The sequence below is a fragment of the Priestia sp. LL-8 genome, from assembly GCF_036227845.1.
In the GTDB taxonomy this organism is placed as follows: domain Bacteria; phylum Bacillota; class Bacilli; order Bacillales; family Bacillaceae_H; genus Priestia; species Priestia zanthoxyli.
Map to the genome: position 1 here is coordinate 3,454,141 of NZ_JAZAQH010000001.1, position 26,575 is coordinate 3,480,715.

Sequence of the window (26,575 nt, forward strand, 5' to 3'; positions counted from 1 at the left end):
TCAATGTGCTTTAAAGCAAGAATTGCATCTATTAGAAAAAAACATATAGCTTTCTTTCAGATTATTGATTTTCTTTAATCATAGTTAAACCAAGGTCACTACATGAATACATAGCTGTATATAGATTGTATTTTTAATGTAAAATATTATTTTTTGGTAAATTTGGATTTTTTATTACATTTATATGATAATATAGACAAAAAAGGAGGGTAATATGAAAAAAATACTTAGTCTAGTTACATTATTTGTTTTTTCTATGGGAATAGCTTTACCAACGTTTGCAGAGGCGGCTTCGCAAAAGTTAATTCAACCAATTAATAATGCACGAATTACAGCCGGATACCTCAATACTAAATACCAACAAAAGTTTGGCTTCAAACATTATGGTTGGGATTTAGTCTCAGCAACAAGTAATCGTACAGTTTGGGCAAGTGGTAAAGGTAAAGTTTTAGCCACTGGATATGATGGGGTTCTAGGTAATACGATTATAGTAAAATATCCTCAAGCATACATTCATAGTACAAAAGCGACCAAAGACATTGTAATTCGTTATAATCACCTTGCATCAATAAAAGTAGCAAAAGGTCAAAGCGTCACAAAAGATACGTCTTTAGGTATTTACGGAAACACAGGGAAGTATTCTACAGGAGCACACTTACATTTTGAAATCGATACAGATGCTGTAAACTATCAATACTCTCCAACTTTAGGTTCAAGTTCTAACATTATCAAAGCAGGTACAGCTAGCACTGTGCTTTCACCAAAAAGTGTCTTATACACTAAGAACTCTGCACCAGATAATCAGCAAATTTGGATTTTAGGTGATGGCTATCAATCATCGACTGAAGATAATTTACCTATTTTCTAATAGACGTTCGTTTTTAGACTGTCTTATTTGAGACAGTTTTTTTTGTGTCCAAGTTATTGACTCAAATCTAGAAAAGTATGTATACCTTAATTTAGACAGTTTAAAAGTAACTGCGAAAGAGGAGATTATACTTTTAGAAAAAGCGGTGGATATTTTATCTAAGAATAAAATTAAAGTAGCAGAAGAAGCCTTCCCCTCTAAATGGTAGATTTCTTCTGTTTTTAAACTGTATGTTACCATAAAACGTATTATAAGAACCATAAACATTTGAAATAAGTTTAGTTAGATGTTTCCCTTTTTAATTTGGTGAAATTATCTAAGAAGATAAAAAGGGGGAAGGAAACATGAGCACAACAGAAATCATATTATTAAACATAAAAGAGATTAGAAGAAGAAGCATAAAGATATGGGAAGCAATTCCTCAAAGTAAATTGGATTGGAAGCCAGATACAGAAGCTATGACATGCTTGGAGATGGTTCGACACGTCTTAGAATCAGAATATTATTATCATCTAGCTATTAAAAATAAGGGTAGCTTAAAAGAATTTGACTCTCCTTTTGAAAAAAAACCATTGATTTCTGTAACAAGTGAATTAGAATTTGCAGAAACATACCATCAACAATTTTTAGAAATGATAAGTACCTTTTCACATGAGGATTTAACATGTATTCAAATAGATCGTTCAGATGTAGGCTATATTCGTTCCTTAGGTGATATGTTATTGCGTATAGGTTATCATGAATCCGTACACGCAGGACAACTCTTACAGTATTTAAGAACAACGGGAGTTGATCGTCCTAAAGTCTGGGATTAAGCCAGTGAAGCACTATGTATACCATATACAACACCAGTTAACCTAATCATGATCATGTTTAGGTTCATTTTTTACGATACTATTAAGTAATCTACAACTTAGTTCGTTAAAATAAGAAAATCCTTTGCAGAAGTATGCAAAGGATTTTTTTTATTTTCTTATACCTTTTCTCTCTTGGGAATTAGTAAAGCACAAGAAAAGTTAAAGTTCTCAGTTCTCATGCTATTAGTGATTCTTTATTCTTTATATTCAGCTACTGTTGCTCCCCCTAACTTATACAACATAAGAAGTTGTTCGGCCATAAAAACAGGTGACTGTTTAAATTGATGCTTTCTCCAATAATGAATAACGCCTAATTGTGCAGATGTCACATAACTTAAATAAATATCTGGAGATACAATCAAATTAATATCTTTTACATGAACAACCTCTAACCCTTTTTGTGTGTACGTTCGAATAATATCTTGGAGCTTTTCTGCAAATATGGATGGCCCATGTTCCCCCAGCATAACGGCATAAAACTCTCTATGGATATAGATATTCTCAAACATTCGCTGAAAAATTTCATGAAGCATCGTTAAACTAAATTCAGCTGACCTCTCTCCCGACTCGTCAATTTCGATCGCTTCTTCTAAATCATCTAATATTTCTTTAATACTTTGTTCTTGTAATTGTTGTTTATCCTCATAATGGGCATAAAACGTAGCACGGTTAATATCTGCTCTTTCTGTAATATCACTCACAGACACAGCGTGCATATTCTTTTCTTCTAACAAGGAAAGATATGCGGTAATAATGGCCTTTCTTGTTTTCCGAATGCGTCGATCAACCTTTTTCATCTCCAATTGACCTCCTACTTTTGAATTATTTTTTAGATTTAAAACAACACCCTCTATATAAGTGTTGCTTAAACTACATTTTCTGAAAGATTAATGGTTGTTGATTTCAAACTGAATTGTAAAATATAAAGTAACACTTTGAATTTTAACATACATAGTGTTGCTTTATATTTTTTTAGGAGGAATAATAAATGTCAAATTTACATGTATTGATTGCGGGCGGAGGCATTGGAGGGTTAAGCCTAGGACAACATTTAAAAAAAGCAGGAATTAGCTTTTCTATATATGAGCGTGAAGATGAAGTATCAAAAAATGGATATCGGTTACATATGAATATGGACGGCGGCGAATCGCTCCGTGCTGCTCTTCCAGAAAATCTATACAAACTATATGTACAAACGTCAAGAAAAAATCCACGTCGTGAAATGGCTGTATTAATTGATGAGCAATTGAATGAAGTAGGTGTTCGCCCTCATATTGGTGCTCCAAACGATGAAGAATTTCCACATACAGCCGTGAACCGCCGAACATTATGTCAAATTCTACTTAGTGGTATTGAAGAACACGTTCACTTTAATTCAGTCGTTACAGGATTTGAACAAGATGAAAAGGGAGTTTCACTGTTTTTAGCTGATGGAACAGTTGCTAAAGGTGATTTATTAGTAGCCGCAGACGGTATCAATTCAGCAATTCGTCGTCAATTGATGCCAGACGTTCAACCTGTAGATACAAAAGCTCGGGCGATTTATTCTAAATCCCCTCTTACAAAAGAGATTAGACAACAGTTACCAGAGATCTTATTTGATGGATTTACAAGTGCAATGGATTCTATTGGTACGTATATGGCCATTGGTCCATATGAGCCAAGACGTCCAGTAGCTGAAGCTGCTAGAGAACTAGCACCTGAATCTGCAATAGAACCTGTAGAGGATTATGTCATGATTACTCTGAATGTCTCTGAACAGTTAAAGGTATCAGATGAAGAGCTTCGTCGTATAAACCCAGAAGAACACCACCAGTTAATGCTTGATTTAACAAAAGATTGGCACCCTATTTTACGAGGTCTTGTTGAGCGTATAGATCCTCAAACGGTATCCGTGCTGCCTGTTCGCGCAATAGAACCTATAGAACCTTGGGAAACAAGTCGCGTTACGTTAATTGGTGATGCTATTCATGCAATGCCACCAAGCTTTGGCGCTGGTTCAAACTTAGCGCTGCGAGATGCGCGCATTTTAGCTGAACAAATTATAGCTATTCACAAGAAACAAACCGACGTACATGGTGGAATTTCTCAATATGAAGAAGCCATGAGAGCTCATGACTATCCAATTTTCGAGATGTCATCAAATGAAAAGAAAGCACGAAAATTCAATAAAGTACACCAGTAAGATAGATAAACACTATATAGTACTGTTTCTGAAATGATGATATGAAGGAAACAGTATTTCTTTTTACTACATTAGGGAGAGATCTATAAATGATGAATACGTACAATTTAATTTCCGAATCTAAAAAACAGAAGTTAATTATTGTATTAGCATGCACACTGGTCTTTTCGTCGATGAGTGCGACCATGTTTAATGTGGCTTTACCTTCTATTACACATGAATTGTCGCTAACGCCTTCTCAAGCAGCCTGGATTATTACAAGTTATATGATTATCTATGCTATTGGGTCTGTTGCTTATGGACGATTGGCTGATCAATACAAACTGAAAAATTTATTAACGGCCGGCCTTCTCTTTTTTGCAGTTGGTTCCGTCATTGGCTTCTTTTCAACAAACTTTGCTTTTATTATTTCAGCACGAGTTCTGCAAGCTGTTGGAGCATCTGTTTTCCCAGCTTCTGCAATGCTAATCCCCTCTCGTTACTTTCCGCCTGAAGTAAGAGGAAAAGCACTCGGCATTACATCAACAGGACTATCATTAGGAGTAGCAGTGGGACCGATTATTGCTGGGGTCATTACGACATCTTTACATTGGCACTATTTGTTTGCAGTATCTATTATACCTGTTGTTGCTATTCCTTTTTTCCGTACTTATTTGGATGATACGAAAGGTAATGCTGCAAAACTAGATTACTTGGGCGCTGCTTTATTAGCTGGAATGGTAACGTTTGTTTTATTGGGCATTTCTATGCAGCACCTATATTATTTTATCATCAGTATTCTACTACTAGGATTATTTAGTTGGAGAATTAGTAAGGCACAAGAGCCATTTATTAAGGCAGAGTTGTTTAAAAACAAACGTTACTCTGTTATTTTACTTTTATTTGCGTGTAGTTCAGGTATTGGCTTTGGGCTTCCTTACTTGACACCTTTATTGCTTGCAGATGTAAACCATTTAAGCGCCTTTACAAGTAGCTTATTTATGTTTCCTGGTGCAGCAATTACAGCTCTTTTAGCAAAAAAAGGCGGAGAATTAGCTGATAAAAAAGGCAATGTCGTACTAGCTTATATTGCGTTAAGCTGTTACTTTATCTGTTTTATTAGTTTATCTATTATCGTTGGACATTCTCCTTACCTTATTATGGTTGCAATCATCTTTGGTTATATTGCACAGTCTTTTTGCCAAATGTCGCTGGCAAACACTGTTTCACAAGTTCTTCCTTCTACCCAAACAGGGGTAGGCATGGGATTATTTATGTTAACAAACTTTGTGGGGAGTTCTATAGCCACTACGCTAATGGGGACATCATTAAATGATCATAACGGAGTTTCAGGCTACACGAACATTTATATCATTCTCAGCATCATTGTTGTTGGTATGGGTATAATTTATACAGCTGTTATTAAGAAAAGTGTTTCTTTTACTCAGCAGATTAGTAAATAAAACACAGTATTCCTTATCCCTAAAATAAAAAGTCACGCTAAATTAATAAATGAGTAAGCTATTCATGATGTGTCCGAGCATCATCTAAAAATAGTGATATTCATAGCAAAAAATCTACTGTGCGGAAGCAGTAGATTTTTTGCTACTTGGATTTATTTAGTTACCATAAAACGCGTTCTAGGAACTTTTAAAGGCCTCTGTAATCTACAAAGGCCTTTTAAGAGTTTGTTTGTTTAGTTAGGTTCTCTGTTTACAGTACCTTCTATTGCTAATAAGTACATTGTTTGAGATTTTGCGCAACCTTTTATCCATTCTGAGAAATCTTTTTGAGCTTGTTCTAACTTATCCTCTGTTATTGCTCCATCCTCTATCATTTGTTTTCCTTTAATTTGAGCTACATTAGCCCAAACTGTAATATGATTATGAAAATCGTGATCATCTTGTTTCGTCTTTTCATTTTGTTGAGTTATTTTGATATCTGTAAGCCCAACTTCTTTAAACATATCTTGAAGGTGATCTGCTATTGCATTGTCCATACCTGCATCAGAACGCCATTGTAAAAAGGATTTGTAGAAGGATTTCATTGTTTCAGGAATTTCTGGTTCCCAAGATATTTTTGTGTGATTATAATCAAGAACTAAAACTCGACCATTCCTCTTTGTAGACTCAATCATTTGGTATAAAGCATCTTTGGGTTTTGATAACCATTGAAGAACTCTTGCAGAAGTAACAATATCAAATTCACCATGAAAGGGGAGATTGTAGATATCAGCAATTTCAAAAGATAGCCCTGGCATATCTTTGTAAGTTTGGCGTGCTTTTTCTATCAAAGTTGGATTATTATCAATACCGACTACGCGAGCATTTGGACCGACTAGCTCTGCAATTCCCGAAGTAATTGTTCCCGTACCACACCCAACATCAAGTACAGTCATTCCTGGTTTTATTATCTCTGCCAATCTCTTATGAGAATTCTCAAGAGTGCGAGTATCTATTACTTCCGTTTTTGTAAGCTTAGCTCTTTTCATTGCTGCATCATTAATCATATAAGTCTCTACCCCCATTTTTTGGATATTTAAATTAATCTAACACCAACCTATTTAACCGTCAACTGAACTTTAACAAATATAATGAAAAGCTTTTTCGTGTATACTCTATACAGAGCTAGTTTACATAAACACTCTTCCGGAACACACGCAAAAAATGAGTTCTTGATACACAAGGGCTTGTTTGCTTTTTGAATTTATCGTTTATACAGTTTTTTATAAATCTCTTATTTGTAAAGGTTTGATGCGAGAGAATTGATAAAATGAATGTATAAAAAATATGTGTTTTATACATATGTTTATTAACTTAATCCTTTTATGACCTTATTAAATATAAACCTCTTCCGAGTACAATTTTGGAGAGGTTTATATTTTTCAATTAAAATCGGGTGAACTCATTTTACAATTTTTTCATATAAAATCATTGACTTTATTAGTACCTAGTACTAATATCAACTTATATATCTTGATAATAAAGAAGGGTGAATACAATGAAATCAACTGCACGTATTACAGCAATAGGTACATACGTACCAGAAAAAAGACTTACGAATGACGATTTAGAACGAGTTGTAGATACTAACGACGAATGGATTGTGAAACGAACTGGCATGAGGGAAAGAAGAATTGCCGATGAAAATGAATATTCTTCTGACCTAGCTATTAAAGCAATTGAAAACTTAGTGGAACAGTATCAAAAAGAATTAAAGGATGTAGGGTGTATCGTTGTCTCAACTACAACACCGGACTATGTATTTCCAAGCGTGGGAGCCCAAATACAAGATTACTTTGATATTCCTACAACTGGGGCGCTAGACTTTAACGCTACCTGTGCTGGCTTTACATACGGATTACACATGGCAAACGCCTTTATTACATCTGGACTTCATGATAAAGTCTTAGTCGTAACTGCAGAAACGTTATCAAAGGTTACAGATTATACAGATCGCACTACATGTGTCCTATTTGGGGATGGAGCTGCAGCTGTTTTGGTCGAAAGTGATGCAGAGCGCCCAAGTTTTATTGCTACGCATATTGGTACAAATGGAAAGGGAGGTAAACATGTATACCGCACCAATTTATCTACTACCATGCATGGACAACCTTTGAGTTCGAGTGGCAAGATGGTGCAAAATGGAAGGGAAGTATATAAGTGGGCATCTCGAACAATTCCTTTAGGTATGGCTGAATTGCTAGAACAAGCAAATCTACAAAAGAGTGAAGTAAATTGGTTCGTTCCACACAGTGCCAATTTACGAATGGTTGAGTCTATATGTGAAAGATCAGAGTTTCCAGTTGAGAAGACATTAACTAGTGTCGAGTACATGGGAAACACTTCTTCTGTTTCCATTCCTCTAGCACTACAAATAGGGATAAACGAAGGAAAATTAAAAGATGGAGACGTTCTCTTACTCTACGGATTTGGAGGAGGCCTTACCCACGCAGGTCATATTATTAAATGGGATTTAGGTAAAGAGTAAACAATTAATGTATATCATTGCAACAAGAATTTTACAGCTAACGAGAAGTTAGTAAGTTTCTATACACAATGTTAATTAACCCTTAAATAACCTAAACAAAGACGATCCGCATGACAACACCAAAAGATCCTACACCAAAATGATGTAGGATCTTTTCATTTACTTCTATAAATAGAGTATGTTCATAAAAATATAGGAAAGGACACCTTTCTATTAAGAAAAGCAGCCTTACTCCAAGATAACATGTGCGTGTACATTATTTATACTTGGTAACATGGAACTTTCAATAAAAGTGCTTTTTCAACGTGCTCGGGAATATAACTGCTCAACCTTCCCCCATTAGAATAGATTTCCTTTACCATACTTGAACTAAGAAAAGAATATTTTTCTTCTGAGTGAATAAAGAATGTTTCAGCTTCTTTATATAGATTTTTATTTGTTAACGCCATCTGGGCTTCATACCCATAATCAGTCACAGTTCTCAAGCCTTTGATAATCGCTCTATAATTGTGTTCTTTCATATAATCTACAAGTAATCCTTCAAATGTATCAACTTTGACTTTTTTATTATCTTTAAATGATTGTTCAATTAGCTGTCTTCTCTCTTCGGTAGAAAATAAATATTGTTTCTTAGAATTCACCAAACCAGCGACTAAAATTTCATCAAAAAATTCACTGGCTCTATTTATAATATCAATATGGCCATTTGTAATTGGGTCAAAGCTCCCTGGATATATAGCCTTCATTTAATCACCTCACTTCTTACTACTAACCATTTTGGAAAGTAATCGGTAAGCTTTTCATTTTGTTAGCAATAATAATTACTTTAACATCTTGTAATAGATTTGAATATCTTGTCCGTAAAAGTATACGTTTACGAATGATGATTTTTAATGTGTTTTCAAATGTTAAAGGAATAACGTCAACTTTAGTGGGTTGTTAACATTTTTTAAAGAAAGATAGCATAACCAAAACTGCCCCCCAGCAGCCTCGGCTATCCCCTCCTACCTTCCCCCTCTAATTATTATAAGCATTCATCTGCTCATTGTACTCATACTGAACCATTTCAAAGTCATAGCCCCACCTGCTTAATGCGTTTTCCATTTGAGTTTGTTTCACTTCACTATCAACCGCTACGTTCTTCAATTGATTATAAGCTGACGTTTGCTGCTGTACCTCATAGTCTTGCATTTGATAATCATCTTTCCACCTCTCTTCTGCATTTGATTTAATTGTACTAGCTACATTGCTTGGATCAAGATCGAGAACAGGATTATGGAAATTACCTGATGATGCAGTTTCTTTTTTAGGTTCTTCTTTTACTGACTCTTCTTTGGTAGGTGCAGGTGTTTCTTTCGCTTTAGCCAGTGCCTTTTCAGTTTCTGCTTTTGCCTCTTCCGTTTTCGCATTAGCCTTTTTTACTTCCTCTTTGGCTTTTGCGACTTGATTGTTAGCTTCCTTTAATTGTTTTGTTAACTCAGTTACCTTAGCATTCGCACTATTTAATTTATCCTCCGTTTGTTTTAAGTCACCTTTCGTTTCTTTTAAGCTGCTTTCACTTTTAGCTAACTTATTTTGGAGTGCTTCCGAATCCTTTTTACTAGCTTCTTTTTTATCTTTTGATGTAGATTCAGCTTTCTTCAGCTTTGCTTCGCTATCCACTAGCTTGGCTTGAGCGTCTTTAAGAGAAGATTTTGTTTGTTCCAGTGAAGATTCTACTTTTTCTCGTCTTGCTTCACTCTTATCTAGTTTTTCTTGAACCTCTACCTTTTGCGAGGTCACTTCTTCTACTGATTCTGGTGTAATCCCAATGCTGATAATCAGAGCAGTAAAAATAAGAGCAATACATGCGACAGGTACTAGTGCCCATGCCCACCACTTACTAAATAACGTTTTAAAGAACCCTTTTTGCTCCTGTTGTCGCGACATTCTCTTTCCCCCATTATTTGATTTAATCAATACGCACTTCTAAACTATTTAACTTACTTGCCAGTTCATTATCTTTTTCATTTGTGATTTGAGAATAAGTCTGATAAGAACCGGAAGGATTTACATAAGTATTCATATCTTTAACAGCCGTATAAGCATCAAGAGCGACAGTATACTCATCTTTAAACTTAGCCGGAGGATTCTTTAATTTATCCATTGTCTGGTCTAATGCAGTTATTGTAGCTTCTACCGTAGCTAAATCCCCATTCGTATCATAAGATGCCATTTGAGCATCTAATGCCATGTTAAAATCTGTATAGTGTTGACCATCGATCGTAGCACCATTATTCCATATAGCCGCATGCCAAACCTCTGTATAACCATTAATGATGTCTTCCATCATTGAGCCAGCAGCTACCATTTGGTCATAGGCTGAGGACAAATTCTCTTTATATTTTTGCTCGGCCTTTTTCTTTTGCTCTGCTGCTACGCGTTCTTGGTGATTATGATAAGCACCAATTGAAGCAAACGCTGCAATAATGAGCACAAATGTCAAAACAATAAGTATCATTTTTCTTTTCTTTTTTTCTTTTCCTCTTTCTTCCTGTGCTAAATTACTCACATTCATTCCCCCTCTTAACAACATCATATTACGATTGGAATATTTTTAACTCACAATATAAAAAAAGAAGCAGGGAACTTCCCCTGCCTCTTTTCACTTTGTTATATGTTTTTGCTATTTATCTGCACTACAGAATGAATGTGGAAAGTGTAGAAGGAAATACAGTAAAAAATAGAGACTCTCAGATTAGATACTGGACTGCATGTCTAACTTTTAAACAATAAACCCCCCCATAAGAAAACGTAAAGGTATAAAGTATTTATGCTCTCTTTATAAGGCATACTTCTAAAGAGAGGAGCAGTGATTAATATGCATTATAGTAAAAGAAATCAAGAACCTCCGATTCAAGAGGAAACAGAAATTTGGGAATGTACAGTAGAAGAGTGTAAAGGCTGGATGAGGAAAGACTTCTCTTACGACAGTCATCAGAAATGTCCTTTGTGTAAAAGTCAGATGGAAGCTAAAAAACGGCTTATTGATAAAATCCCCCGTAATCCGCATAGAAGATAATATAAACCTATGCTTTCTTAAAGACCAAACACTATCTATCCATAAAAAAGTCTTGGTTCATATTTGCTTTCTATTTCTATTGTATGTTATAACTACTTAACCTTGTATCGATCGTCTTGACTAAACCCCAAGCTTTTAAAAAGCCTGGGGTTTTTAGTTAACTAATAGTAGGTAAATCACGGTTTTGTAATTATAAAACCATAAGAAAAGACTCCTTTACAGGAGTCTTTTTTGGGGTCGCTTTTAATTATGCTTTGTGAACGTTAGCAGCTTGTGCTCCGCGTTGACCTTGCTCAATATCAAAAGTAACTTTTTGACCTTCTTCTAATGATTTGAAACCTTCACCTTGAATAGCACTGAAATGAACGAATACATCGTCTCCGCCTTCGATTTCAATGAAACCGAAACCTTTGTCTGCATTAAACCATTTTACTGTACCTTGTGTCATAATGTTGCCTCCTGCTGTGGAATACTCCACAAATGTATTACTAATCTTGCCCAAACATACTATTTCAAGATAAAAACTTCTACTTAGGGTTTTTTCTTTTCTCAATATACCGAACAAAAATAAGTTATCCGTAGTGTAACACATAGTAGGATTGATAGCAAATAAGGAAAATATCCCTTTCAACAAGTTCTACCTATTCGTCTTTCCGTTACCAAAACTTATGATAGGCATATGTAGCATAGCTTATGAATACTCGAGCGTATTGAATATGTGTATATCTTCATTTATTATAGCTATTCATAATAATTCATTATTTAATCTTTCTTATAAATGAAGAGCATATGTAATCCAAAAAACACCTGTTAGCTTTATTGAATTATAAAGAAGCTATTGGGATATTCTATTTAGGGAAGAAGGAAAACAAGTTATTGATTACAACTAATCATTACAAAGCTTCTTACATTTGGGATGAGGTGTCTACAGCAGGCATATTTCAGAAAACCTTATTGTAAATCGATGTATGTTTGATTCATAAGGGGATGGTAGTCATGAACGTAGTAAGAATATATATAATGGGTAGACAATAATATTCATTTATCACTATACAAATGAGGTGTTTGTCCCAGACCAAGAACGATTTCGTTCACATTGTATATTTTTTAGTTCAATGCTTAAATGAGGTGTTTGTTAAAGAGAATATACTTTTTCAAGTTACTGTTTCATTAGGCGATGGAATTACGTAAATGAGGTGTTCCTTAAAGATCATATGCTGCATTAAAAGCTGATTTTTCCTTCTTCACATGACGGGATGCATAATCGTTTGCATCTCGTTTTTGTTATACATACTATCTGAGGTATACTTGTTTATTTGTATGTAAGTCTTCAATTAAGGTGTACAGAGTTCTCTACATAGGTTTTCTTTAATTGTATCCATACCCTGTTACTCGGTAATCATCACCGTAATCTACTGTGACAGACACTTCTTTTTTCTTCTCTTTACTATTAGCATATCCGTGGACTAGTACTGTACTTAAATCTTCTCCACCTGAAAATTTAGCATCTTTGGGAACAAAATCAACGTCTTCTTCGTCTTTCATATACCTAGCCGAGAAAAAAGCGATGAGAGGTTTAAAAAAGCTGTCTCTACTTTCAAGTAGAGACAGCTGAAGAAACAATCAGCTATTTAGAAGGTGTTTGTCTTGTCTTGTAGCCAGATACTTTTATCACTTACCAAATAACCTAATAAAGGAATGCTCCTATTAATGCTCCCCATTATCCGACTTTATCTCTAGTTTCTTCGACATTATAAACTCACTTATATGTTGAAAACCATATAACAGGAGTTGTCTAACAGTCAAAATGGTTACGTACTGAAAAGGATTAATTTTCTTAAGCTTAAAGATGCTGCCCTTTTTTAATTTAGGTACAACTACAAATGTAAATGTAGTATGAATCATAAAGTTTACAGCTATATACAGAGGAAATTTACGGTATGTGGATTTAAGCACCCACATGGATACAGTAAAAAAGGGCCCCCATGTCCACACATCTTCACCAGGAATTTTCGGATGTATACTTTGTTTAAAAGACCAAAAATTCTTTCTCTTAGCATAAGAATTAAGGTATTTAGTTACCATACAAATAGCAATGGACGCTGGAAGAAAACGTTTAAAATCTTTGCCTTTCATAAATGAAAAGCTGGACCAACAAGTGATAACTAACAGTATTAAAAATAGTCTATTCTTTTTCATGATTTTATACACCTCTCTATTTTAAGGTGTACATCTATTCTAAAATTACACAACGAATTATCTTAAGAGCATGCTGCCTAAAGATTATAATATATAATCGGTAAAAATTTGAACAAACTATTGACGATGTTTTCTTGTACATGTTGCCTCATAGTGATATGCCCAATACTTCCTGAAATTTTCAATTTTTTCTTACCAGGTACTTCTAAGGATACTGTCTCTCCACTTGGATATATTAATTCTTGTGGAGGTGATAGTAATGGAAAACAAATACTCTAACAAGACAGCTTCAGGAACAGATGTACAACACGTGAAGCAAAAGAATGCTCAAGCATCTTCTGGCAAATACGGTACGGAATTTGCTAGCGAGACTGACGTACAACACGTTAAACGTCAAAACGCTCAAGCAAACAAAAACCAAAAATAATGTTAAAAGGGTTCTTTCATGCTCGTTGAAAGAACCCTTTGTGATACAAGGTTATTCTTCGGGAAGTAATAAAATCTTCCCTAACTTCCCTTTATTTTTAAAATACACTTGGGCTTCTTTTGCTTTGTCTAAAGGGAAAATTTTATCGATAACTGGTTTAATTTTCCCCTCAGAAATTGCCTTAAGCATATCTTTAAACTCTGCTCTCGTTCCCAACACAGATCCATACATTGTAATATGTTTTAGATACAATGTTCTAAAATCAAAATTTGTATGCTGACCACCAGCAGAACCTGAAATGCAAAATTTCCCTCCGTTTTTTAAAACTTGAAGAGATATGGAAAACAAAGCATCTCCTACAACATCTAGAACGGAATCGACCGGACCTCCGTTCAGTTCTAAAATGTCTTCTGAAAGAGTATCAGATTTATATGATAATACGTGTGTGGCTCCCAATTCCTTAATTCTTTCTTGATTCTCTAAGTCCCCCGTGATTGCAATAACTTTAGCACCAAAGACTTTAGAGGCAATTTGTACATTTAATGATCCCACACCACCATTTGCTCCAGTTACTATAACTGTCTCACCTGGTTGAGCTTGAATTTGTTTGACCATGTGCCAAGCAGTTAACCCACTTACCGAAAAAACAGCACTTTCTGAATAGCTTGATAGGGGCATGTCAAAGCAAAGTTCAGCAGGCCAAACCACATATTCAGCATAACCACCATCGTATTCTGAACCTATAAAGGACATATCATCAGAAATATGTTCGTACCCTTCTTCTCCACTAGATATAAAAGGGAATAAAACAACATCTTTTCCCACTATAGACTCCTCTACTAACTTTCCTGCTTTTACTACTTTTCCCGTTATATCAGATCCTGGTGTACGTGGAAACTGGACTCCTTCCGGTCGCCATCCAGATTTTGAGTCAGTACCGTAAGCACCCTCTCTCATCCAAATTTCTGTATTGTTAATAGCACAGGCCTTTACTTTTATAAGAACTTCATTTTCTTTCGGTTCAGGTATAGGAATTTCCACTAGGCTTAATTTACTTACGTCTCCATACCCTGTTACTTGTACAGCTTTCATAGAACAGTCACCTTCTTTTTTACGAATATAGTTTTTAATATATTTCATACGGCTGCTTATAGTTTAGAAAAAAACATGCATATTTCATTATGCGCTCTTCTCTCTATTATCATCAAGTTTGGAGTCAGTATACTTTTACGGCCTTTTCTTTTTACTTCTGTTTCGCAGTGTCAAAAACCATTGGATCATTAAATTTAGAAATATTAATAAACTCTCTTTTTTATTGTTTTGTAACATGGCGCTACCATATAATAAAAAACACCAACAAAAGATTTTGCTGGTGGAAAGAGATTATTTATTAGTAGGCGCCTTGTGAATAAGTTAACTCATAGCTATGCGTATAAATTTCAAAAATATTTCCAAATGGATCTTCTACATAAACCATTTTATATGGTTTTTCTCCTGGGTAATATTCTCTGATAGGCATACGTTGTTTACCACCATGTTGCTTAATTTTCTCTACAAGACCTTCAATATCTGGATCCTGAATGCAGAAATGGAAAATTCCTGTTTTCCAATACTCAAAGTTATTTTCAGGTTTTTTATTTTCAGGGAACTCAAACATTTCTACGCCAATTTTATCTCCAGTAGCTAAATGTGCAATTCTGAATTTATCCCAGTCATTCCCAAATACATCTCGACACATTTGACCGATAGGTGTGTCATCATTTTCTACATCTGAAGGTTCCATAATAACGTACCAGCCGAACACATCAGTATAGAATTTAATTGCCTCATCTAGGTTAGGTACTGAAAGACCGATATGAGAAAATGTTTTAGGATATGTGAACATAATTTATATTCCTCCAATTTTTTTAATGATTTTAGTGTTTGCTGTCGAACACATGAATATTGTATTTCACAATTTTGAATTATGGAAGAACGCACTTTTTTGTGAGAAACTAACCTAAAGGTAAGAAAGGACTGAAGAATGAAATGAACACTCCGATAGATGATACAGGAAAATTAAAATGTTCTATTGAATATACACTAGGAAAGATAGGTAACAAATGGAAAACAGTGATCCTATGGCATTTAGGCGTAGACGGGACATTAAGGTATAGTGAATTACGTCACTTGTTACCTGGTGTGAGCCATAAAGTAATGACGAAACAATTAAAAGAACTTGAGCAAGATGACTTAATTAATAGGACTCAGTACAATACCGTACCACCTAAAGTGGACTATTCCTTAACCAGCAAGGGAACAACGTTAATGCCCATCTTAGACCTGATGCATACATGGGGGAAAGAACATGGAGAAGGTTTTTGATTGGAGAGCTTTGACAAAAATATTTGCCTATTGTAAAATACTCTAAATATTGGTAATAAATTAAGAACTGGTATATAGGAAGCAATACCGTTAGAAGGTAATCTTGTACATATTAAATTAAGTGGTACTAAGGGCTTGTTCATACGTATCCGAAGCATTGAAACATAAGCATGTTACCACATTATGTAATTATAGGATATTTTCAATATGTTGCTGCCTATGAATAAAAGGTGCGCTTTTTATGCATCTATTTGTCACTCAGCCCGAGGCCAAACGTTGATAAATCAAGGATGAATAAAAAGTTGCATATTCTATAAAAGTGACCATTGCAGAACCCTTACTCCCATAAGGGTTCTCTTTTTTGATGTGTTCCGGAAAAGAGTGATTATGTTAACTAAGAATGTATATCTTATACACCTTAAAAACAGAAAAAAACCTATCTCTTCCCAATCAAAAGAGGTAGGTTTTTTCTGCTCTATTGCAGTAAGGATTTTCGCTGATGCCTCACGGCGTCTTGTGTAGTTTGTTCTGGTTACGATGTTTTAATTCATATAAAAAGAAAATAACCCTTGAATCAATACATTCAAGGGTTATTTACTAATTCAATTTATAAGCACGTTGAGGTCTTTATAAATCATATGCCTGTTTTTAAAGTGCTATGACTTTTTGTCCTTTAAAAAACAAACTACCTAAAAATAGAAAAAACCACTGGGACAGCAGTAGTTTTCTCTAGTGCAAACTATGTTTTTATTGATGACTTTAATCATCATGAATAGTGTGGTTACACTAATGAATTTTATTTCCTAGATAATCGATAAGAAAGAAAGCTGCCCTCCCTGGCAGCTTTCTTTCTTACAAGGTTGCAGTGGAAGACGCCGTTCAGACATCTTGAGTAGTTTGCTCAAATGATAAAAAAGTATTCAATTTAGGCAAGTTGCCTGATAAAGAATGAAAACATATAGTGTAGTCAGAATGCTTTCGGCTCTGAATCCGTATTTTTTATAATCTCCCTGATCTATAAAATTAAAAAGCGCTTAGAATAAATTATTCTAAGCGCTTTTCCGATAAAAACATTCATGACAGCTAGCTAAAGCTTATACATATAGTAAGAGATAAATTGACTAAAAAGGTGATTATTATTATTCGGAAAATATCGGTTATTCTAGTCGGAAGCTTATTGTTAAGTATAGGAATTAATGGATTTTTAGTTCCTCATTATTTGTTAGATGGAGGAACAATTGGGATTGCTCTCATCCTTCACTATTATTTTGAATTTCCTACAGGTGTGATGATTATTATTTTGGGTTTTCCATTATGCTGGTTTGCTTGGGTTTATGAAAGAACTTATTTTTATAATAGTTTTTATGGTTTAGTTATTTCTTCTTTATTGATTGATTGGCTAGAACCTATTAAAGACCAGTTTCAACTTCCTGTTTTTCCTAGTGTAATCCTTGGAGGAGTGTGTATTGGGACAGGGATTGATCTTATGCTTCGATATGAGACCAGCACTGGAGGAACAGATTTACTAGCACAACTTATATCAAAAGCTTTTTCTTTAAACATAGGGATGGTTATTTTAATTATAGATGGTTTTATCATAACAGCAGGTCTTCCTTTATTAGGACCTAAAACGTTTCTTTTTTCATGTTCGACAATTTTTATAGGTGGAATGACGACTTCGTTAATTACTAAAAAAGAATAATTTGGATTATAAAATTAGTATCTTCTATCCTCCATTTTTTGCACTTTCTTGATTTTTATAAATTTGAAAGGCCCTTATAACAATTCTAAGATTGACTAAAGGGTTCTCTTTTATCGTTCGTTCCTAGAGAATCCATTATGTTAACTAATAAGCTTTAGACCAATTGCGGCACTTAATACCATAGCCATAAATATAATTCTAGCTAAGCTCTTTGATTCTCCATAAAATAGGATTCCTACAAGTCCTGACCCAACTGTTCCAATTCCTGTCCATATTGCATAAGCTGTTCCCATTGGCAGAGATTGCATGGCTAGGCTTAAGAAGGTGAAGCTGCTTCCCAGTCCTAAGACAAAGACTGCAAATGAGAAGATGTTTTTATTACGTAATATAAGGTTTAAACCTGTGACACCTACAACTTCAAAGACTCCTGCACAAACAAGAAAAATCCATCCCATTATGAAGCACTCCCTTCTTGATTTGTACTTCCGGTTACAAGCTTCAGACCAATAACACCCGCAAGAAGAACCAGAATTAAGATAATCTTTACAAGTTGAAATGGCTCTCCAAAAACTAGCATCTCAAGTAACACAGTACCCGTGGTACCAAGTCCAGTAAATACAGCATAGGCTGTTCCAACAGGAAGTTTTGAAGTGGCCTTAATTAATAGGCCAAAAGATAAAACAATGGCAATAATTGTTCCTGTCCACGTGAGTGCATCATCAGCATGTTTTAACCCCATGACCCAGAATATTTCTAATATGGATCCTAAAACTAATAAACCCCAAGCGCGATTCATTTGACTCTCTCCTTTTATTTAGTAATACCTTGCCAATAAACATTCCACGAATTAGTTAGACGTTTCTGAAGACGATTTGGGAATCCATATAGCAATTCAACTAATAATCCATCAAATATTGTTAAAAATGACATCATTGCAGATTCAGGAGCAAGGTTTGACTTCAAGTCAGCCTTTCTGTCTTTAAATACTAATAAAAACAAGGATTCTAATTCATTCACAAACGTGTTAGTACCAATCTTAATTTGTTCTTCAAACTCTAATGGTGGAAAAAAGGATGTTCTCATAAAGAAACTCATATTATGATCTTTTTGATAACGTCCCAAGTATTCGTTTAAAAAGTTATATAAAACTTCTTCAAGAGGTACTGAATGATTTTCTTCCATGAATTGTTTAATAAATTGCAATTCATTTTCTAGAGAATCATTAAAAGTACTAATAAAAAGATCTTCTTTACTTTTAAAATGTGCATATATAGATTGTTTTTTAATGCCTACTTCATTAGCAATAGAAGCAAGCGAAGCCCCTTGATAACCATGTAAAGCAAATTGATTTAAAGCGACTTCTTTTAATTGATTTGATTTCATTTCACCACTCCTTACGAACGTTCGTAAGGAAATCTTAACAAAACGCGATTTTGATGTCAATTTAAATAGCGTTTTGTTATTAATTGACTTATAGAATTGTTTTAAGTTAACATTGAACAAACTTAATACTCCAAAGGGGAGTAGCTGTACAACAAAAGTCGTCACTACGAAACAAAATGTTTCCGGCTTTGTTGGCAATCTTAATTGTTAGCAAGACCTTTGCCTACTTTTTTAGTTAGGTGAAAACTGTGTTTATACATCAAGCGCTTTTATCTACTAAAAGGATAAAAGCGCTTTTTGTTTTTTATAGATTTAAAATGACTATGAGGAGTGATTAAATTATGTTCAAGAAACTGTTTGATTCACTAATGAACAATAAGCATAAGCGTTATAGTAGCAGTGATTATAAAAGAGGCAGATCAAAACCTTTTAAAAGTTATAGCAGTAGTGATGACTATAGGAAAAAACGTGGTCATCACGGAAGTTATGGACATCATCATTATAAGAGGAAAAGAAAGAGTGGAAGTTTCTTTAGTAGTTAAATAAGAAAAGGGTACCTCTTTCTAATAGCATTGGAGAAGGAGGTTCCCTTTCAAAAAAATCTATAACTTAAAATAAAGCATACCGTATTCTTACCATAAAGAGTAGATTTCTACTGTCCGAGCATATGTATAAAAATTTTGGTTGTTATGCATCTCTTTAACCAATAATGATTAGCATGTTCGTCATTTATAAAAACCTGCATACCTTATAATAATAATCTTTCTTAACCCACTTGCGCGCGAGCTATGCGAAAAGAGGTTTTTTGTGTGTGGTTCAAAAGAGTGATTATGGTTACTAAAGCTTTACTACAACGTTCTCCAAACAGAAGTTGTTTATTGTTTGAAGTTTATCAATGGAATCTTCTAAACCGTTGCAGGTTCTATTTTAATCCCTACAACCATAATAAAAAAACCCAATGCTGTTTTCCAAGTAGGAACCTCTTTGAAAAATAGATAACCCATTAATATTGAAATTACTATCTCTATTCCTTTAGATGTAACTAAAACCAATGTTAAATTCTGAATCGCTTTAAATCCAAATTAATACCGTATCCGATGAGCATATTGGCTATCAAAAATAGGGGAAAGGCAAAGAGTTGATACTTTAAAGTCGCCCAAAAGGCTGGATCAATATGCTTGCTTTGATACGAAAATAACAGATTTATTAGAAATAGGAATTACTTTTATAGCCCTATTCGTCATATATGTAGCTTACGAAGCAATCTATAAAAAAGGCCGTCCATAATTTCTAAAATTATGGACGGTCTTTGATTTGCTTATTCGTTAATTTTGACTAAATGTAAATCGCTCTTGATAGTTTCTATCGCTGCCTTTTTCTTTCCATGTAATTACTACTTCTAGCTTTTTAGCTTTTTCAGAAAGTGGGAAATTCGCAAAGTAAAAAGCTTCTTTATCATCTCTATTTAATGTTTCTCTTTCTGAATGAACAATTCCATATTTACTAGTAGAGTTTTCTTCATCTCTAAAAAGTTCAATTCGTACATCAGATGCATCATTTTTAATAATTTTAATTGCCATGCTATATGTTTGATAAACACCTTTTTTAGATTTTATAGCATGTGGATCGTTACTTTTCACTTTGTCTATTTCGACAGTCCACTGGTCAGAACTTTGAGTGTTAGGAAGTTGATTAAAAGTTAAAGCATGAGCTTGTATATTGCTATGGAGAACAAAAAGCATAACAGCTAACGAAAATAAAAATAAGTACTTCTTCATTTATGTACGCCTCCCATTATTTTTAGTTGGGCTTATTGTTCTCTTTATAATCGCAAATATTCAAAGTCACTTTCGACCCCTTTCCTTACTTAGTCAGTACATTTGTCCCAATTAAAAGGCTTCTGCTCAAGCTTAGCTGCTTTTCTTTCATCAACTGTCATAACAACCCAAATATTCCCCATTTTATTTAATTCTTTTAATACGTTATTTCCGTCAACTCTCTTATAAAGAAAATATCCTCTTGTTCCTTCTAAGCCATTCTCCAAAAACAATCTCATTGATCCAATGCTACCTCCGACAAATAAGTGTTGCAATGAGATCTGGTCAGAATGGTCATTGATGTTATCTCCTACTTTTAAATCTAATTCTCTGTGCGTGAATTCCTGAAACCCAGATAAATCTAAGCTATAACTTTTAACAATATCTTTTAGCACCCTATCATCAAGTTTTTTACGATACTTTTCAAATTCCTCGCTACAAGCTTTCTCAGGTCGATTTCTTTCTTCCGTTGAATTGGCAAATACAGTTCCGTAATTTGTTCCATAAGCGTAGATACCAAGTATCAGCAGTAAAAGAACTGCCCGTTTATTCATATAACTCACCCTATATTCATATTTTGTTGTATTTTTGCCCAGTTGCGTTGTTGCTATCCTTCTGTTTTGTTGAAGTAAATACTGCTTTGATTTCATCCTAATAAATATGTATTCAATAGGAGATAGTAACTAAAAAATGTGAGGAAATAACGTGAAAAAACTTATTTTAATTATAGTCTTGTCGTTTGTAGTACTTGCTTACCCATATCAAGCTAATGCCAGTAAAATGCCTTGTAATTTGATATTAGAACCTCTAGATAAACATTTAAAAAATGCAAAAGGAACAGCTCTAATTTACAAAGTACAATTGAATCCACCCAGTTTTGCTCGAACAAACATTAGTATTATGGCTGTTCACCTTCCTCACCCTTCTACTTATGGTAGGTATGATCAATATGAAGGATTTGCAACCATTCCAGGTTATATTAGCTGGCGTTTTAAACTATATTCTACACCTGAAGAAGATGGCGTTACGTGGGCTGGAAAGTTCGATTGGATTACGGAAGAGATGAAAAATGTCAAGATACAGGTGCGTCCTTCAAATTCTAAAACAGAAAAATTAGGATCATCAGTTTTACAGAGTACCCTTTCGTCTTGTAATTGAGCTAAATAGCTTAAAACGAATCGTTTAGTTTAATACATGCTCATTCAATATATCTAAATCAATATTATGTAGGTGATTAAAATGAAGAAAAGGATATACATTTGTTTATTTCTTGTTCTTTTAGGACTAGACTTTACATACGGTGAAAAGGCATCAGCCACCTTAGATAAGCGAGAACCGTATGAAGAAAGTTATCCGAAAATCGGTTATCAATCCGTAGATAATGCGTTATTGGCATTTGAGCGTCACTTTAAGAAAGACGTAATCCTACCTCTTAGAGTTCCATCTCTTCCTTTTACTCATTGCTTCGGGCGCTTTAGTGATTTGCAAGGTACGATTAACGACTCATTTGATTTAGAATGTGTTCATGATCAAATTCCAGAAAATCATTACACAATTGAAATTAGGCCTAGTAAGCATAAAATACAGTTTACAAATAAGCACATAAAAAGATCTTACCTTCTTAAAGATGGGCAATCAGCTCATTATATAGAAAATTCAGGGTCCGAGATGATTGTTTTCGAAAAAGCTAATTGGCAGTATATGCTTAGTATTGATAAGAGAGTTTCAAAACAAGTATCGATCCAATCTCTTATTGAAATAGCTAATTCAATTGATTATTCAAGCAAAAAGAAAGAATCAATGAAACAAATAGAGAATTTTGGAAAGATGGAATGAAGCAGAAGCGATTTATCAAAGCTAAGAACATATTTATGACGGGATCCCTTTAGGTAAACATAGTAAGTAAAATGTAGTCTATATGTTTATACTTCTAAATGATAGATCCAATACATACTCATTGCTTGTCACTCATCACACATGGAAAACCAATGTACAGAGTTCTGTACATTGGTTTTCTTTAATTATATCCATATGATGTTACTCGGTAATCATCACCATAATCTACTGTGACAGACATTTCTGTTTTCTTACCTTTAACCTTAGCATATCCGTGGACTAATACCGTACTTAAATCTTCCCCGCCTAAAAATTCAACACCTTTGGGAACAAAGTCAATGTCTTTTTCGTCTTTCATATAGGTAGCTGCTACTGCTGAAGCAATTTTTTCAATCTCTTGTTTATCCATTTGCCCTTCCTTTTGACAACCTACTATTACTAATAGTAATAGTAAAATAGCAGTAACTCTCAGTTTCACCATTTATATATCTCCATTTTTTAGAAATTACTATATAATAGAATATACTCTATTATCAACAAATAAAAAAGAGACAAAAAAGCATAAATCCGTTGGTCTCCAACAAAATTTATGCTCTTTCTTTAATAGAATTTTTACAAATTCTCTTTTAATCCTGCCACAAACAACTTCAGATATATGATTCCTATAAAACTATAAACAGCCTTACACAATATCTCGATTTAATTTTTCATCTTTAACCACTTTAATTCTTTCCACTTTCCCTACAAGGAAGATATACGAAAGTGCTCCTAAAAGGGCCAATGCCGCTATGAATACTAGCGCTGGAGCAAAGTTTCCTCCTTTAGCTAAGAAACCAATAACAATCGGAACAATAATAGAAGCTAGACCGCCGATAAAGTTAAAAACTCCGCCCGTTAAACCGACTAAGTGTTTAGGCGCTAGCGTTGAGACAAAGACCCATGTAATAGAAGCCAGACCATTTCCAAAGAACGCAATAGCCATAAACATGATAATGAGAGGTGTGCTATTTACATAATTGGCTCCAATGATTGAAGTTGATAAAAGCAGTCCTACGATAATAGGTGTTTTTCTTGCAATACCTAGTGATACTCCTTTTTTCACTAAGGCGTCAGATACAAAGCCAGATAATAATACTCCTACAAACGCTGCTAAAAACGGAGCTGATGCTAAGAATCCTGATTTTAAGAAATCTAACCCTCTGTATTCCACAAGGTACGTTGGAAACCAGGTAAGGAAGAACCATAAAGTAGAGTTTACGGCAAACTGTCCTAAGTAGATGCCCCATAGCTTTCGGTGAGAAAAGGCTTCTTTAAGATTTCCCCATTCGAACTTTGCTCTTTCTCCTTTCGTATCAGCAGCTTTAACTAAACCTCCACCTTCTTCGATATGCTGTAATTCTGCTTTATTTACTTTACTATGCTGAGAAGGATCACGATAAAAGATATACCATATAATGCCCCACGCTATACCGATAATCCCGGTAGTAATAAACAGACCTCTCCACCCTAAAAAGTGCTGAATGGTAACTAGTGTAGGTGTTAAAAATGCTAGCCCTGCAAACTGTCCTGAAGTATAAAAAGCAATAGCTGATGCTCTTTCCTGATTTGGAAACCAGCTGGTGACTACTTTATTATTGGTCGGAAAAGCCGGTGCTTCGAATGCTCCTGTAGCTAGACGCAGACCAAAAAGACTCACAAATCCCTTAGTAAATCCTTGCAGCAGCGTAACAATAGACCAAGTAATTAAACTAACGGCATACGTAGCACGAGCGCCAAAGCGGTCAGCCATTACCCCTCCTGGTATTTGCAAAGCAGCATAAGCCCATCCAAAGGCTGAAAATATAAGACCTAGTTCTACGGATGATAGCTTTAAATCCTTGGACATGGCTGTGGCGGCTACAGAAATATTACTTCGATCCATATAGTTGATGACAACGCTTACGAAAATAAATGCTAAAACACGAAATCTAATGCGAGTCGGCTTTTCGCTATACCCCTTCATTTCCTTATCCCCCTTTATATGACTAGTTTAAGAAGAAGATCTGACTGATGGTCATTTATCAATCAGATCTCCCGTACTAAAATGGTTTCCCCTTTACCATTCCGCTACAGAACCATCTTTATGACGCCATACTGGATTACGCCAATTATGACCAATATCAGCCATTCTTCTAACATGGTCTTCATTAATCTCAATACCTAAGCCAGGTCCATCAGGAATTTTCACAAAGCCTTCTTCATATTTAAATACATGGTTATCAACAATATAATCTAGTAAATCACTGCCTTGGTTATAGTGAATGCCTAAGCTTTGCTCTTGAATAAATGCGTTGTGGCACGTTGCATCTACTTGAAGACACGCCGCTAATGCAATTGGTCCTAACGGGCAATGAGGCGCAGCCGCTACATCAAAGGCTTCAGCCATCGAAATAATTTTCTTACATTCTGTAATTCCTCCCGCATGTGATAAATCCGGCTGAATAATATCAACGTATCCGTCCGTTAAGAGCTTTTTAAACTCCCATTTTGAAAACATTCTTTCTCCTGTGGCAATAGGAATGGATACATGGTTGGCAATTTCTCTTAATGCCTCATTGTTTTCGGGCAAAACCGGCTCCTCGATAAACATTGGACGATAGACCTCTAGTTCTTTAGCTAAAATTTTTGCCATTGGCTTATGTACTCGTCCGTGAAAATCAATACCTATTCCTACATAAGGCCCCACTGCTTCTCTGACAGCAGCAATACGTTCTACTACTTGATCAATTTTTTCATATGAATCTACGTATTGAAGTTCTTCTGTCCCATTCATTTTTACTGCTGTAAACCCTTTTGAAACCACTTCTCTTGCTGCTTCGCCTACATCTGAAGGGCGGTCTCCTCCAATCCAAGAATATACTTTAATAGATTCTCTTGCTTTTCCGCCTAACAGTTGATGTACAGGAGCATCGTAATATTTTCCTTTTATGTCCCACAATGCTTGATCAATTCCTGATATCGCGCTCATTAAAATAGGTCCGCCTCGATAGAAGCCGCCTCGGTACATAACGTTCCAATGATCTTCAATATTTAATGGATCTTTGCCAATAAGATACTCCATCAGCTCATCTACTGCAGCTTTAACGGTAGAGGCTCTTCCTTCAATAACAGGTTCTCCCCACCCAACAATTCCTTCGTCCGTTTCTATTTTTAAAAATAACCAGCGTGGCGGCACTTGAAACAATTCATAATTAGTAATTTTCATGTACTTTTTCCCCTTTCGTTATACCATTCACTGCGGCTACGTACGCTTTAGCCTTTTGTGTTAGCTCCCGCAGGTATGCATGAGTAATTTCACGATTTGTATCTACTAAAGAACTCCCAATACCAAACCCTACAGCACCTGCTTCTTCAAATTCTTGAATATTGTCTAAGCTCACTCCTCCTGTTGGAAGAAGTGGAATATGGGGAAGCGGCCCTCGAATATCTTTAATATAGCTAGCACCCAGCCTAGCAGGAAAGACTTTTATAATATCTCCGCCATTTTCATATGCCGTTAGAATTTCAGTAGGTGAAAAAGCCCCTGGGATACTAAGCGCACCGTATCTTTTTGTTAGTTTAATCGTTTCCGTGTTAACAGTTGGAGAAAGGATAAACTTTGCTCCTGCTAAAATAGCTGAACGTGCTGTTTCAGGGTCAAGCACTGTACCTGCTCCTACTAACACTTGATCACCCAGCTCTGTAGAAACCTCTTTAATGGCTGAAAGTGCGTCCGGCGAATTTAGAGTAATTTCGATATTTTTTACACCGCCGTCATTAAGCGCAGAAGCAATTTTCACTACATCCTGCGGTTTGGCTCCTCTAATAATCGCAACGATTTTATGCTCTAATAAATGTGATAAACTATCCGTCATGGGTAAGCCCCTTT

General features: G+C 35.0%; 30 protein-coding genes. 12 read left to right on the forward strand and 18 right to left on the reverse strand.

The annotated features are described in order from the left end of the window. Nucleotides 1-214 precede the first annotated feature (214 nt). Together U9R83_RS18000 and U9R83_RS18005 are read left to right on the forward strand one after the other, a co-directional pair. Entirely contained in the window at nucleotides 215-868 is a 654-nt protein-coding gene (locus U9R83_RS18000; RefSeq protein ID WP_328575343.1) for a M23 family metallopeptidase, read from the forward strand. Between the two features lie 344 nt (nucleotides 869-1,212). Then, complete coding sequence (locus U9R83_RS18005) at nucleotides 1,213-1,683, forward strand: DinB family protein (protein WP_014458933.1); 471 nt, start codon at nucleotides 1,213-1,215, stop codon at nucleotides 1,681-1,683. 236 nt (nucleotides 1,684-1,919) lie between these two features. Here the strand turns inward: U9R83_RS18005 and U9R83_RS18010 are convergent, their stop codons facing one another. After that, nucleotides 1,920-2,522 (reverse strand): TetR/AcrR family transcriptional regulator, encoded by a 603-nt coding sequence (locus U9R83_RS18010; protein WP_014458932.1) that lies wholly within the window; start codon nucleotides 2,520-2,522, stop codon nucleotides 1,920-1,922. Nucleotides 2,523-2,713: 191 nt separating this feature from the next. Between U9R83_RS18010 and U9R83_RS18015 the strand changes: the two genes are divergently transcribed. After that, nucleotides 2,714-3,910 carry an FAD-dependent oxidoreductase gene (locus U9R83_RS18015; RefSeq protein ID WP_328575344.1) on the forward strand — a complete coding sequence of 399 codons (1,197 nt, stop codon included), beginning with the start codon at nucleotides 2,714-2,716 and terminating at the stop codon, nucleotides 3,908-3,910. An 89-nt stretch (nucleotides 3,911-3,999) separates the two neighbouring features. Beyond that, the gene (locus U9R83_RS18020; protein WP_014458930.1) at nucleotides 4,000-5,352 is read left to right on the forward strand and encodes an MFS transporter; all 1,353 of its coding nucleotides are present in this window, start codon (nucleotides 4,000-4,002) and stop codon (nucleotides 5,350-5,352) included. A gap of 233 nt (nucleotides 5,353-5,585) precedes the next feature. On the opposite strand, the gene U9R83_RS18025 is transcribed toward U9R83_RS18020, so the two are convergent. Further along, entirely contained in the window at nucleotides 5,586-6,398 is an 813-nt protein-coding gene (locus U9R83_RS18025) for a class I SAM-dependent methyltransferase (protein ID WP_217027143.1), read from the reverse strand. Between the two features lie 491 nt (nucleotides 6,399-6,889). Between U9R83_RS18025 and U9R83_RS18030 the strand changes: the two genes are divergently transcribed. After that, nucleotides 6,890-7,879 (forward strand): ketoacyl-ACP synthase III, encoded by a 990-nt coding sequence (locus tag U9R83_RS18030; RefSeq protein WP_217027140.1) that lies wholly within the window; start codon nucleotides 6,890-6,892, stop codon nucleotides 7,877-7,879. 260 nt (nucleotides 7,880-8,139) lie between these two features. Here the strand turns inward: U9R83_RS18030 and coaD are convergent, their stop codons facing one another. From coaD to U9R83_RS18045, 3 genes are all read right to left on the reverse strand, one after another. Beyond that, nucleotides 8,140-8,625: a pantetheine-phosphate adenylyltransferase gene (coaD, locus tag U9R83_RS18035; RefSeq protein WP_208733053.1), complete on the reverse strand. Its 486-nt coding sequence runs from the start codon at nucleotides 8,623-8,625 to the stop codon at nucleotides 8,140-8,142. A gap of 271 nt (nucleotides 8,626-8,896) precedes the next feature. Further along, the gene (locus U9R83_RS18040; protein WP_328575345.1) at nucleotides 8,897-9,808 is read right to left on the reverse strand and encodes a hypothetical protein; all 912 of its coding nucleotides are present in this window, start codon (nucleotides 9,806-9,808) and stop codon (nucleotides 8,897-8,899) included. A gap of 22 nt (nucleotides 9,809-9,830) precedes the next feature. Continuing rightward, on the reverse strand, nucleotides 9,831-10,430 hold the full coding sequence (locus tag U9R83_RS18045) for a hypothetical protein (RefSeq protein ID WP_328575346.1): 600 nt from the start codon (nucleotides 10,428-10,430) through the stop codon (nucleotides 9,831-9,833). Nucleotides 10,431-10,739: 309 nt separating this feature from the next. On the opposite strand from U9R83_RS18045, the gene U9R83_RS18050 reads away from it, so the two are divergent. Continuing rightward, nucleotides 10,740-10,940: a cold-inducible protein YdjO-related protein gene (locus tag U9R83_RS18050; RefSeq protein ID WP_144634986.1), complete on the forward strand. Its 201-nt coding sequence runs from the start codon at nucleotides 10,740-10,742 to the stop codon at nucleotides 10,938-10,940. 247 nt (nucleotides 10,941-11,187) lie between these two features. Here the strand turns inward: U9R83_RS18050 and U9R83_RS18055 are convergent, their stop codons facing one another. After that, nucleotides 11,188-11,388, reverse strand: coding sequence for a cold-shock protein (locus U9R83_RS18055; RefSeq protein ID WP_013056497.1), 201 nt, complete (start codon nucleotides 11,386-11,388; stop codon nucleotides 11,188-11,190). A 920-nt stretch (nucleotides 11,389-12,308) separates the two neighbouring features. Next, complete coding sequence (locus U9R83_RS18060) at nucleotides 12,309-12,485, reverse strand: hypothetical protein (protein WP_328575347.1); 177 nt, start codon at nucleotides 12,483-12,485, stop codon at nucleotides 12,309-12,311. Nucleotides 12,486-13,398: 913 nt separating this feature from the next. On the opposite strand from U9R83_RS18060, the gene U9R83_RS18065 reads away from it, so the two are divergent. Further along, the gene (locus tag U9R83_RS18065) at nucleotides 13,399-13,566 is read left to right on the forward strand and encodes a gamma-type small acid-soluble spore protein (protein ID WP_033580113.1); all 168 of its coding nucleotides are present in this window, start codon (nucleotides 13,399-13,401) and stop codon (nucleotides 13,564-13,566) included. A 51-nt stretch (nucleotides 13,567-13,617) separates the two neighbouring features. Here the strand turns inward: U9R83_RS18065 and U9R83_RS18070 are convergent, their stop codons facing one another. Both U9R83_RS18070 and U9R83_RS18075 read right to left on the reverse strand, forming a co-directional pair. Next, nucleotides 13,618-14,658, reverse strand: coding sequence for a zinc-binding dehydrogenase (locus U9R83_RS18070; RefSeq protein WP_042991991.1), 1,041 nt, complete (start codon nucleotides 14,656-14,658; stop codon nucleotides 13,618-13,620). A 298-nt stretch (nucleotides 14,659-14,956) separates the two neighbouring features. Beyond that, nucleotides 14,957-15,451 carry a lactoylglutathione lyase family protein gene (locus tag U9R83_RS18075; protein ID WP_116740088.1) on the reverse strand — a complete coding sequence of 165 codons (495 nt, stop codon included), beginning with the start codon at nucleotides 15,449-15,451 and terminating at the stop codon, nucleotides 14,957-14,959. Between the two features lie 143 nt (nucleotides 15,452-15,594). Between U9R83_RS18075 and U9R83_RS18080 the strand changes: the two genes are divergently transcribed. Together U9R83_RS18080 and U9R83_RS18085 are read left to right on the forward strand one after the other, a co-directional pair. Next, nucleotides 15,595-15,930: a winged helix-turn-helix transcriptional regulator gene (locus U9R83_RS18080; RefSeq protein WP_116740089.1), complete on the forward strand. Its 336-nt coding sequence runs from the start codon at nucleotides 15,595-15,597 to the stop codon at nucleotides 15,928-15,930. A gap of 1,117 nt (nucleotides 15,931-17,047) precedes the next feature. After that, on the forward strand, nucleotides 17,048-17,632 hold the full coding sequence (locus tag U9R83_RS18085) for a YitT family protein (protein ID WP_328575348.1): 585 nt from the start codon (nucleotides 17,048-17,050) through the stop codon (nucleotides 17,630-17,632). 140 nt (nucleotides 17,633-17,772) lie between these two features. Here U9R83_RS18085 and U9R83_RS18090 read toward each other — a convergent pair whose 3' ends face one another. Genes U9R83_RS18090 through U9R83_RS18100 form a run of 3 tightly spaced genes read right to left on the reverse strand, consistent with a single transcriptional unit; the run spans nucleotide 17,773 to nucleotide 19,015 of the window. Next, the gene (locus U9R83_RS18090) at nucleotides 17,773-18,087 is read right to left on the reverse strand and encodes a DMT family transporter (protein WP_014458914.1); all 315 of its coding nucleotides are present in this window, start codon (nucleotides 18,085-18,087) and stop codon (nucleotides 17,773-17,775) included. Next, nucleotides 18,087-18,428 (reverse strand): DMT family transporter, encoded by a 342-nt coding sequence (locus U9R83_RS18095; protein WP_115654581.1) that lies wholly within the window; start codon nucleotides 18,426-18,428, stop codon nucleotides 18,087-18,089. The genes U9R83_RS18090 and U9R83_RS18095 overlap by 1 nt, the downstream gene beginning before the upstream one ends. 14 nt (nucleotides 18,429-18,442) lie before the next feature. After that, nucleotides 18,443-19,015 carry a TetR/AcrR family transcriptional regulator gene (locus U9R83_RS18100; RefSeq protein WP_014458912.1) on the reverse strand — a complete coding sequence of 191 codons (573 nt, stop codon included), beginning with the start codon at nucleotides 19,013-19,015 and terminating at the stop codon, nucleotides 18,443-18,445. A gap of 341 nt (nucleotides 19,016-19,356) precedes the next feature. Between U9R83_RS18100 and U9R83_RS18105 the strand changes: the two genes are divergently transcribed. Beyond that, nucleotides 19,357-19,557, forward strand: coding sequence for a hypothetical protein (locus U9R83_RS18105; protein ID WP_042991987.1), 201 nt, complete (start codon nucleotides 19,357-19,359; stop codon nucleotides 19,555-19,557). 783 nt (nucleotides 19,558-20,340) lie between these two features. On the opposite strand, the gene U9R83_RS18110 is transcribed toward U9R83_RS18105, so the two are convergent. Further along, on the reverse strand, nucleotides 20,341-20,793 hold the full coding sequence (locus tag U9R83_RS18110) for a hypothetical protein (RefSeq protein ID WP_328575349.1): 453 nt from the start codon (nucleotides 20,791-20,793) through the stop codon (nucleotides 20,341-20,343). A gap of 89 nt (nucleotides 20,794-20,882) precedes the next feature. Further along, nucleotides 20,883-21,386, reverse strand: coding sequence for a hypothetical protein (locus U9R83_RS18115; RefSeq protein WP_115654585.1), 504 nt, complete (start codon nucleotides 21,384-21,386; stop codon nucleotides 20,883-20,885). A gap of 151 nt (nucleotides 21,387-21,537) precedes the next feature. Here U9R83_RS18115 and U9R83_RS18120 point away from each other — a divergent pair, with 151 nt between their 5' ends. Both U9R83_RS18120 and U9R83_RS18125 read left to right on the forward strand, forming a co-directional pair. Then, entirely contained in the window at nucleotides 21,538-21,990 is a 453-nt protein-coding gene (locus U9R83_RS18120; protein WP_115654586.1) for a hypothetical protein, read from the forward strand. Nucleotides 21,991-22,071: 81 nt separating this feature from the next. Continuing rightward, entirely contained in the window at nucleotides 22,072-22,668 is a 597-nt protein-coding gene (locus U9R83_RS18125; RefSeq protein ID WP_115654587.1) for a hypothetical protein, read from the forward strand. Between the two features lie 181 nt (nucleotides 22,669-22,849). Here U9R83_RS18125 and U9R83_RS18130 read toward each other — a convergent pair whose 3' ends face one another. The 4 genes from U9R83_RS18130 to U9R83_RS18145 all read right to left on the reverse strand — a co-directional run bounded on the left by U9R83_RS18130 (nucleotide 22,850) and on the right by U9R83_RS18145 (nucleotide 26,561). Beyond that, nucleotides 22,850-23,149 (reverse strand): hypothetical protein, encoded by a 300-nt coding sequence (locus tag U9R83_RS18130; protein WP_328575350.1) that lies wholly within the window; start codon nucleotides 23,147-23,149, stop codon nucleotides 22,850-22,852. A 201-nt stretch (nucleotides 23,150-23,350) separates the two neighbouring features. Further along, the gene (locus U9R83_RS18135; RefSeq protein WP_182421841.1) at nucleotides 23,351-24,670 is read right to left on the reverse strand and encodes an MFS transporter; all 1,320 of its coding nucleotides are present in this window, start codon (nucleotides 24,668-24,670) and stop codon (nucleotides 23,351-23,353) included. Nucleotides 24,671-24,763: 93 nt separating this feature from the next. Beyond that, the gene (dgoD, locus tag U9R83_RS18140; protein ID WP_029323432.1) at nucleotides 24,764-25,912 is read right to left on the reverse strand and encodes a galactonate dehydratase; all 1,149 of its coding nucleotides are present in this window, start codon (nucleotides 25,910-25,912) and stop codon (nucleotides 24,764-24,766) included. Next, complete coding sequence (locus U9R83_RS18145; protein WP_328575351.1) at nucleotides 25,899-26,561, reverse strand: bifunctional 4-hydroxy-2-oxoglutarate aldolase/2-dehydro-3-deoxy-phosphogluconate aldolase; 663 nt, start codon at nucleotides 26,559-26,561, stop codon at nucleotides 25,899-25,901. The genes dgoD and U9R83_RS18145 overlap by 14 nt, the downstream gene beginning before the upstream one ends. Nucleotides 26,562-26,575: the final 14 nt, after the last annotated feature.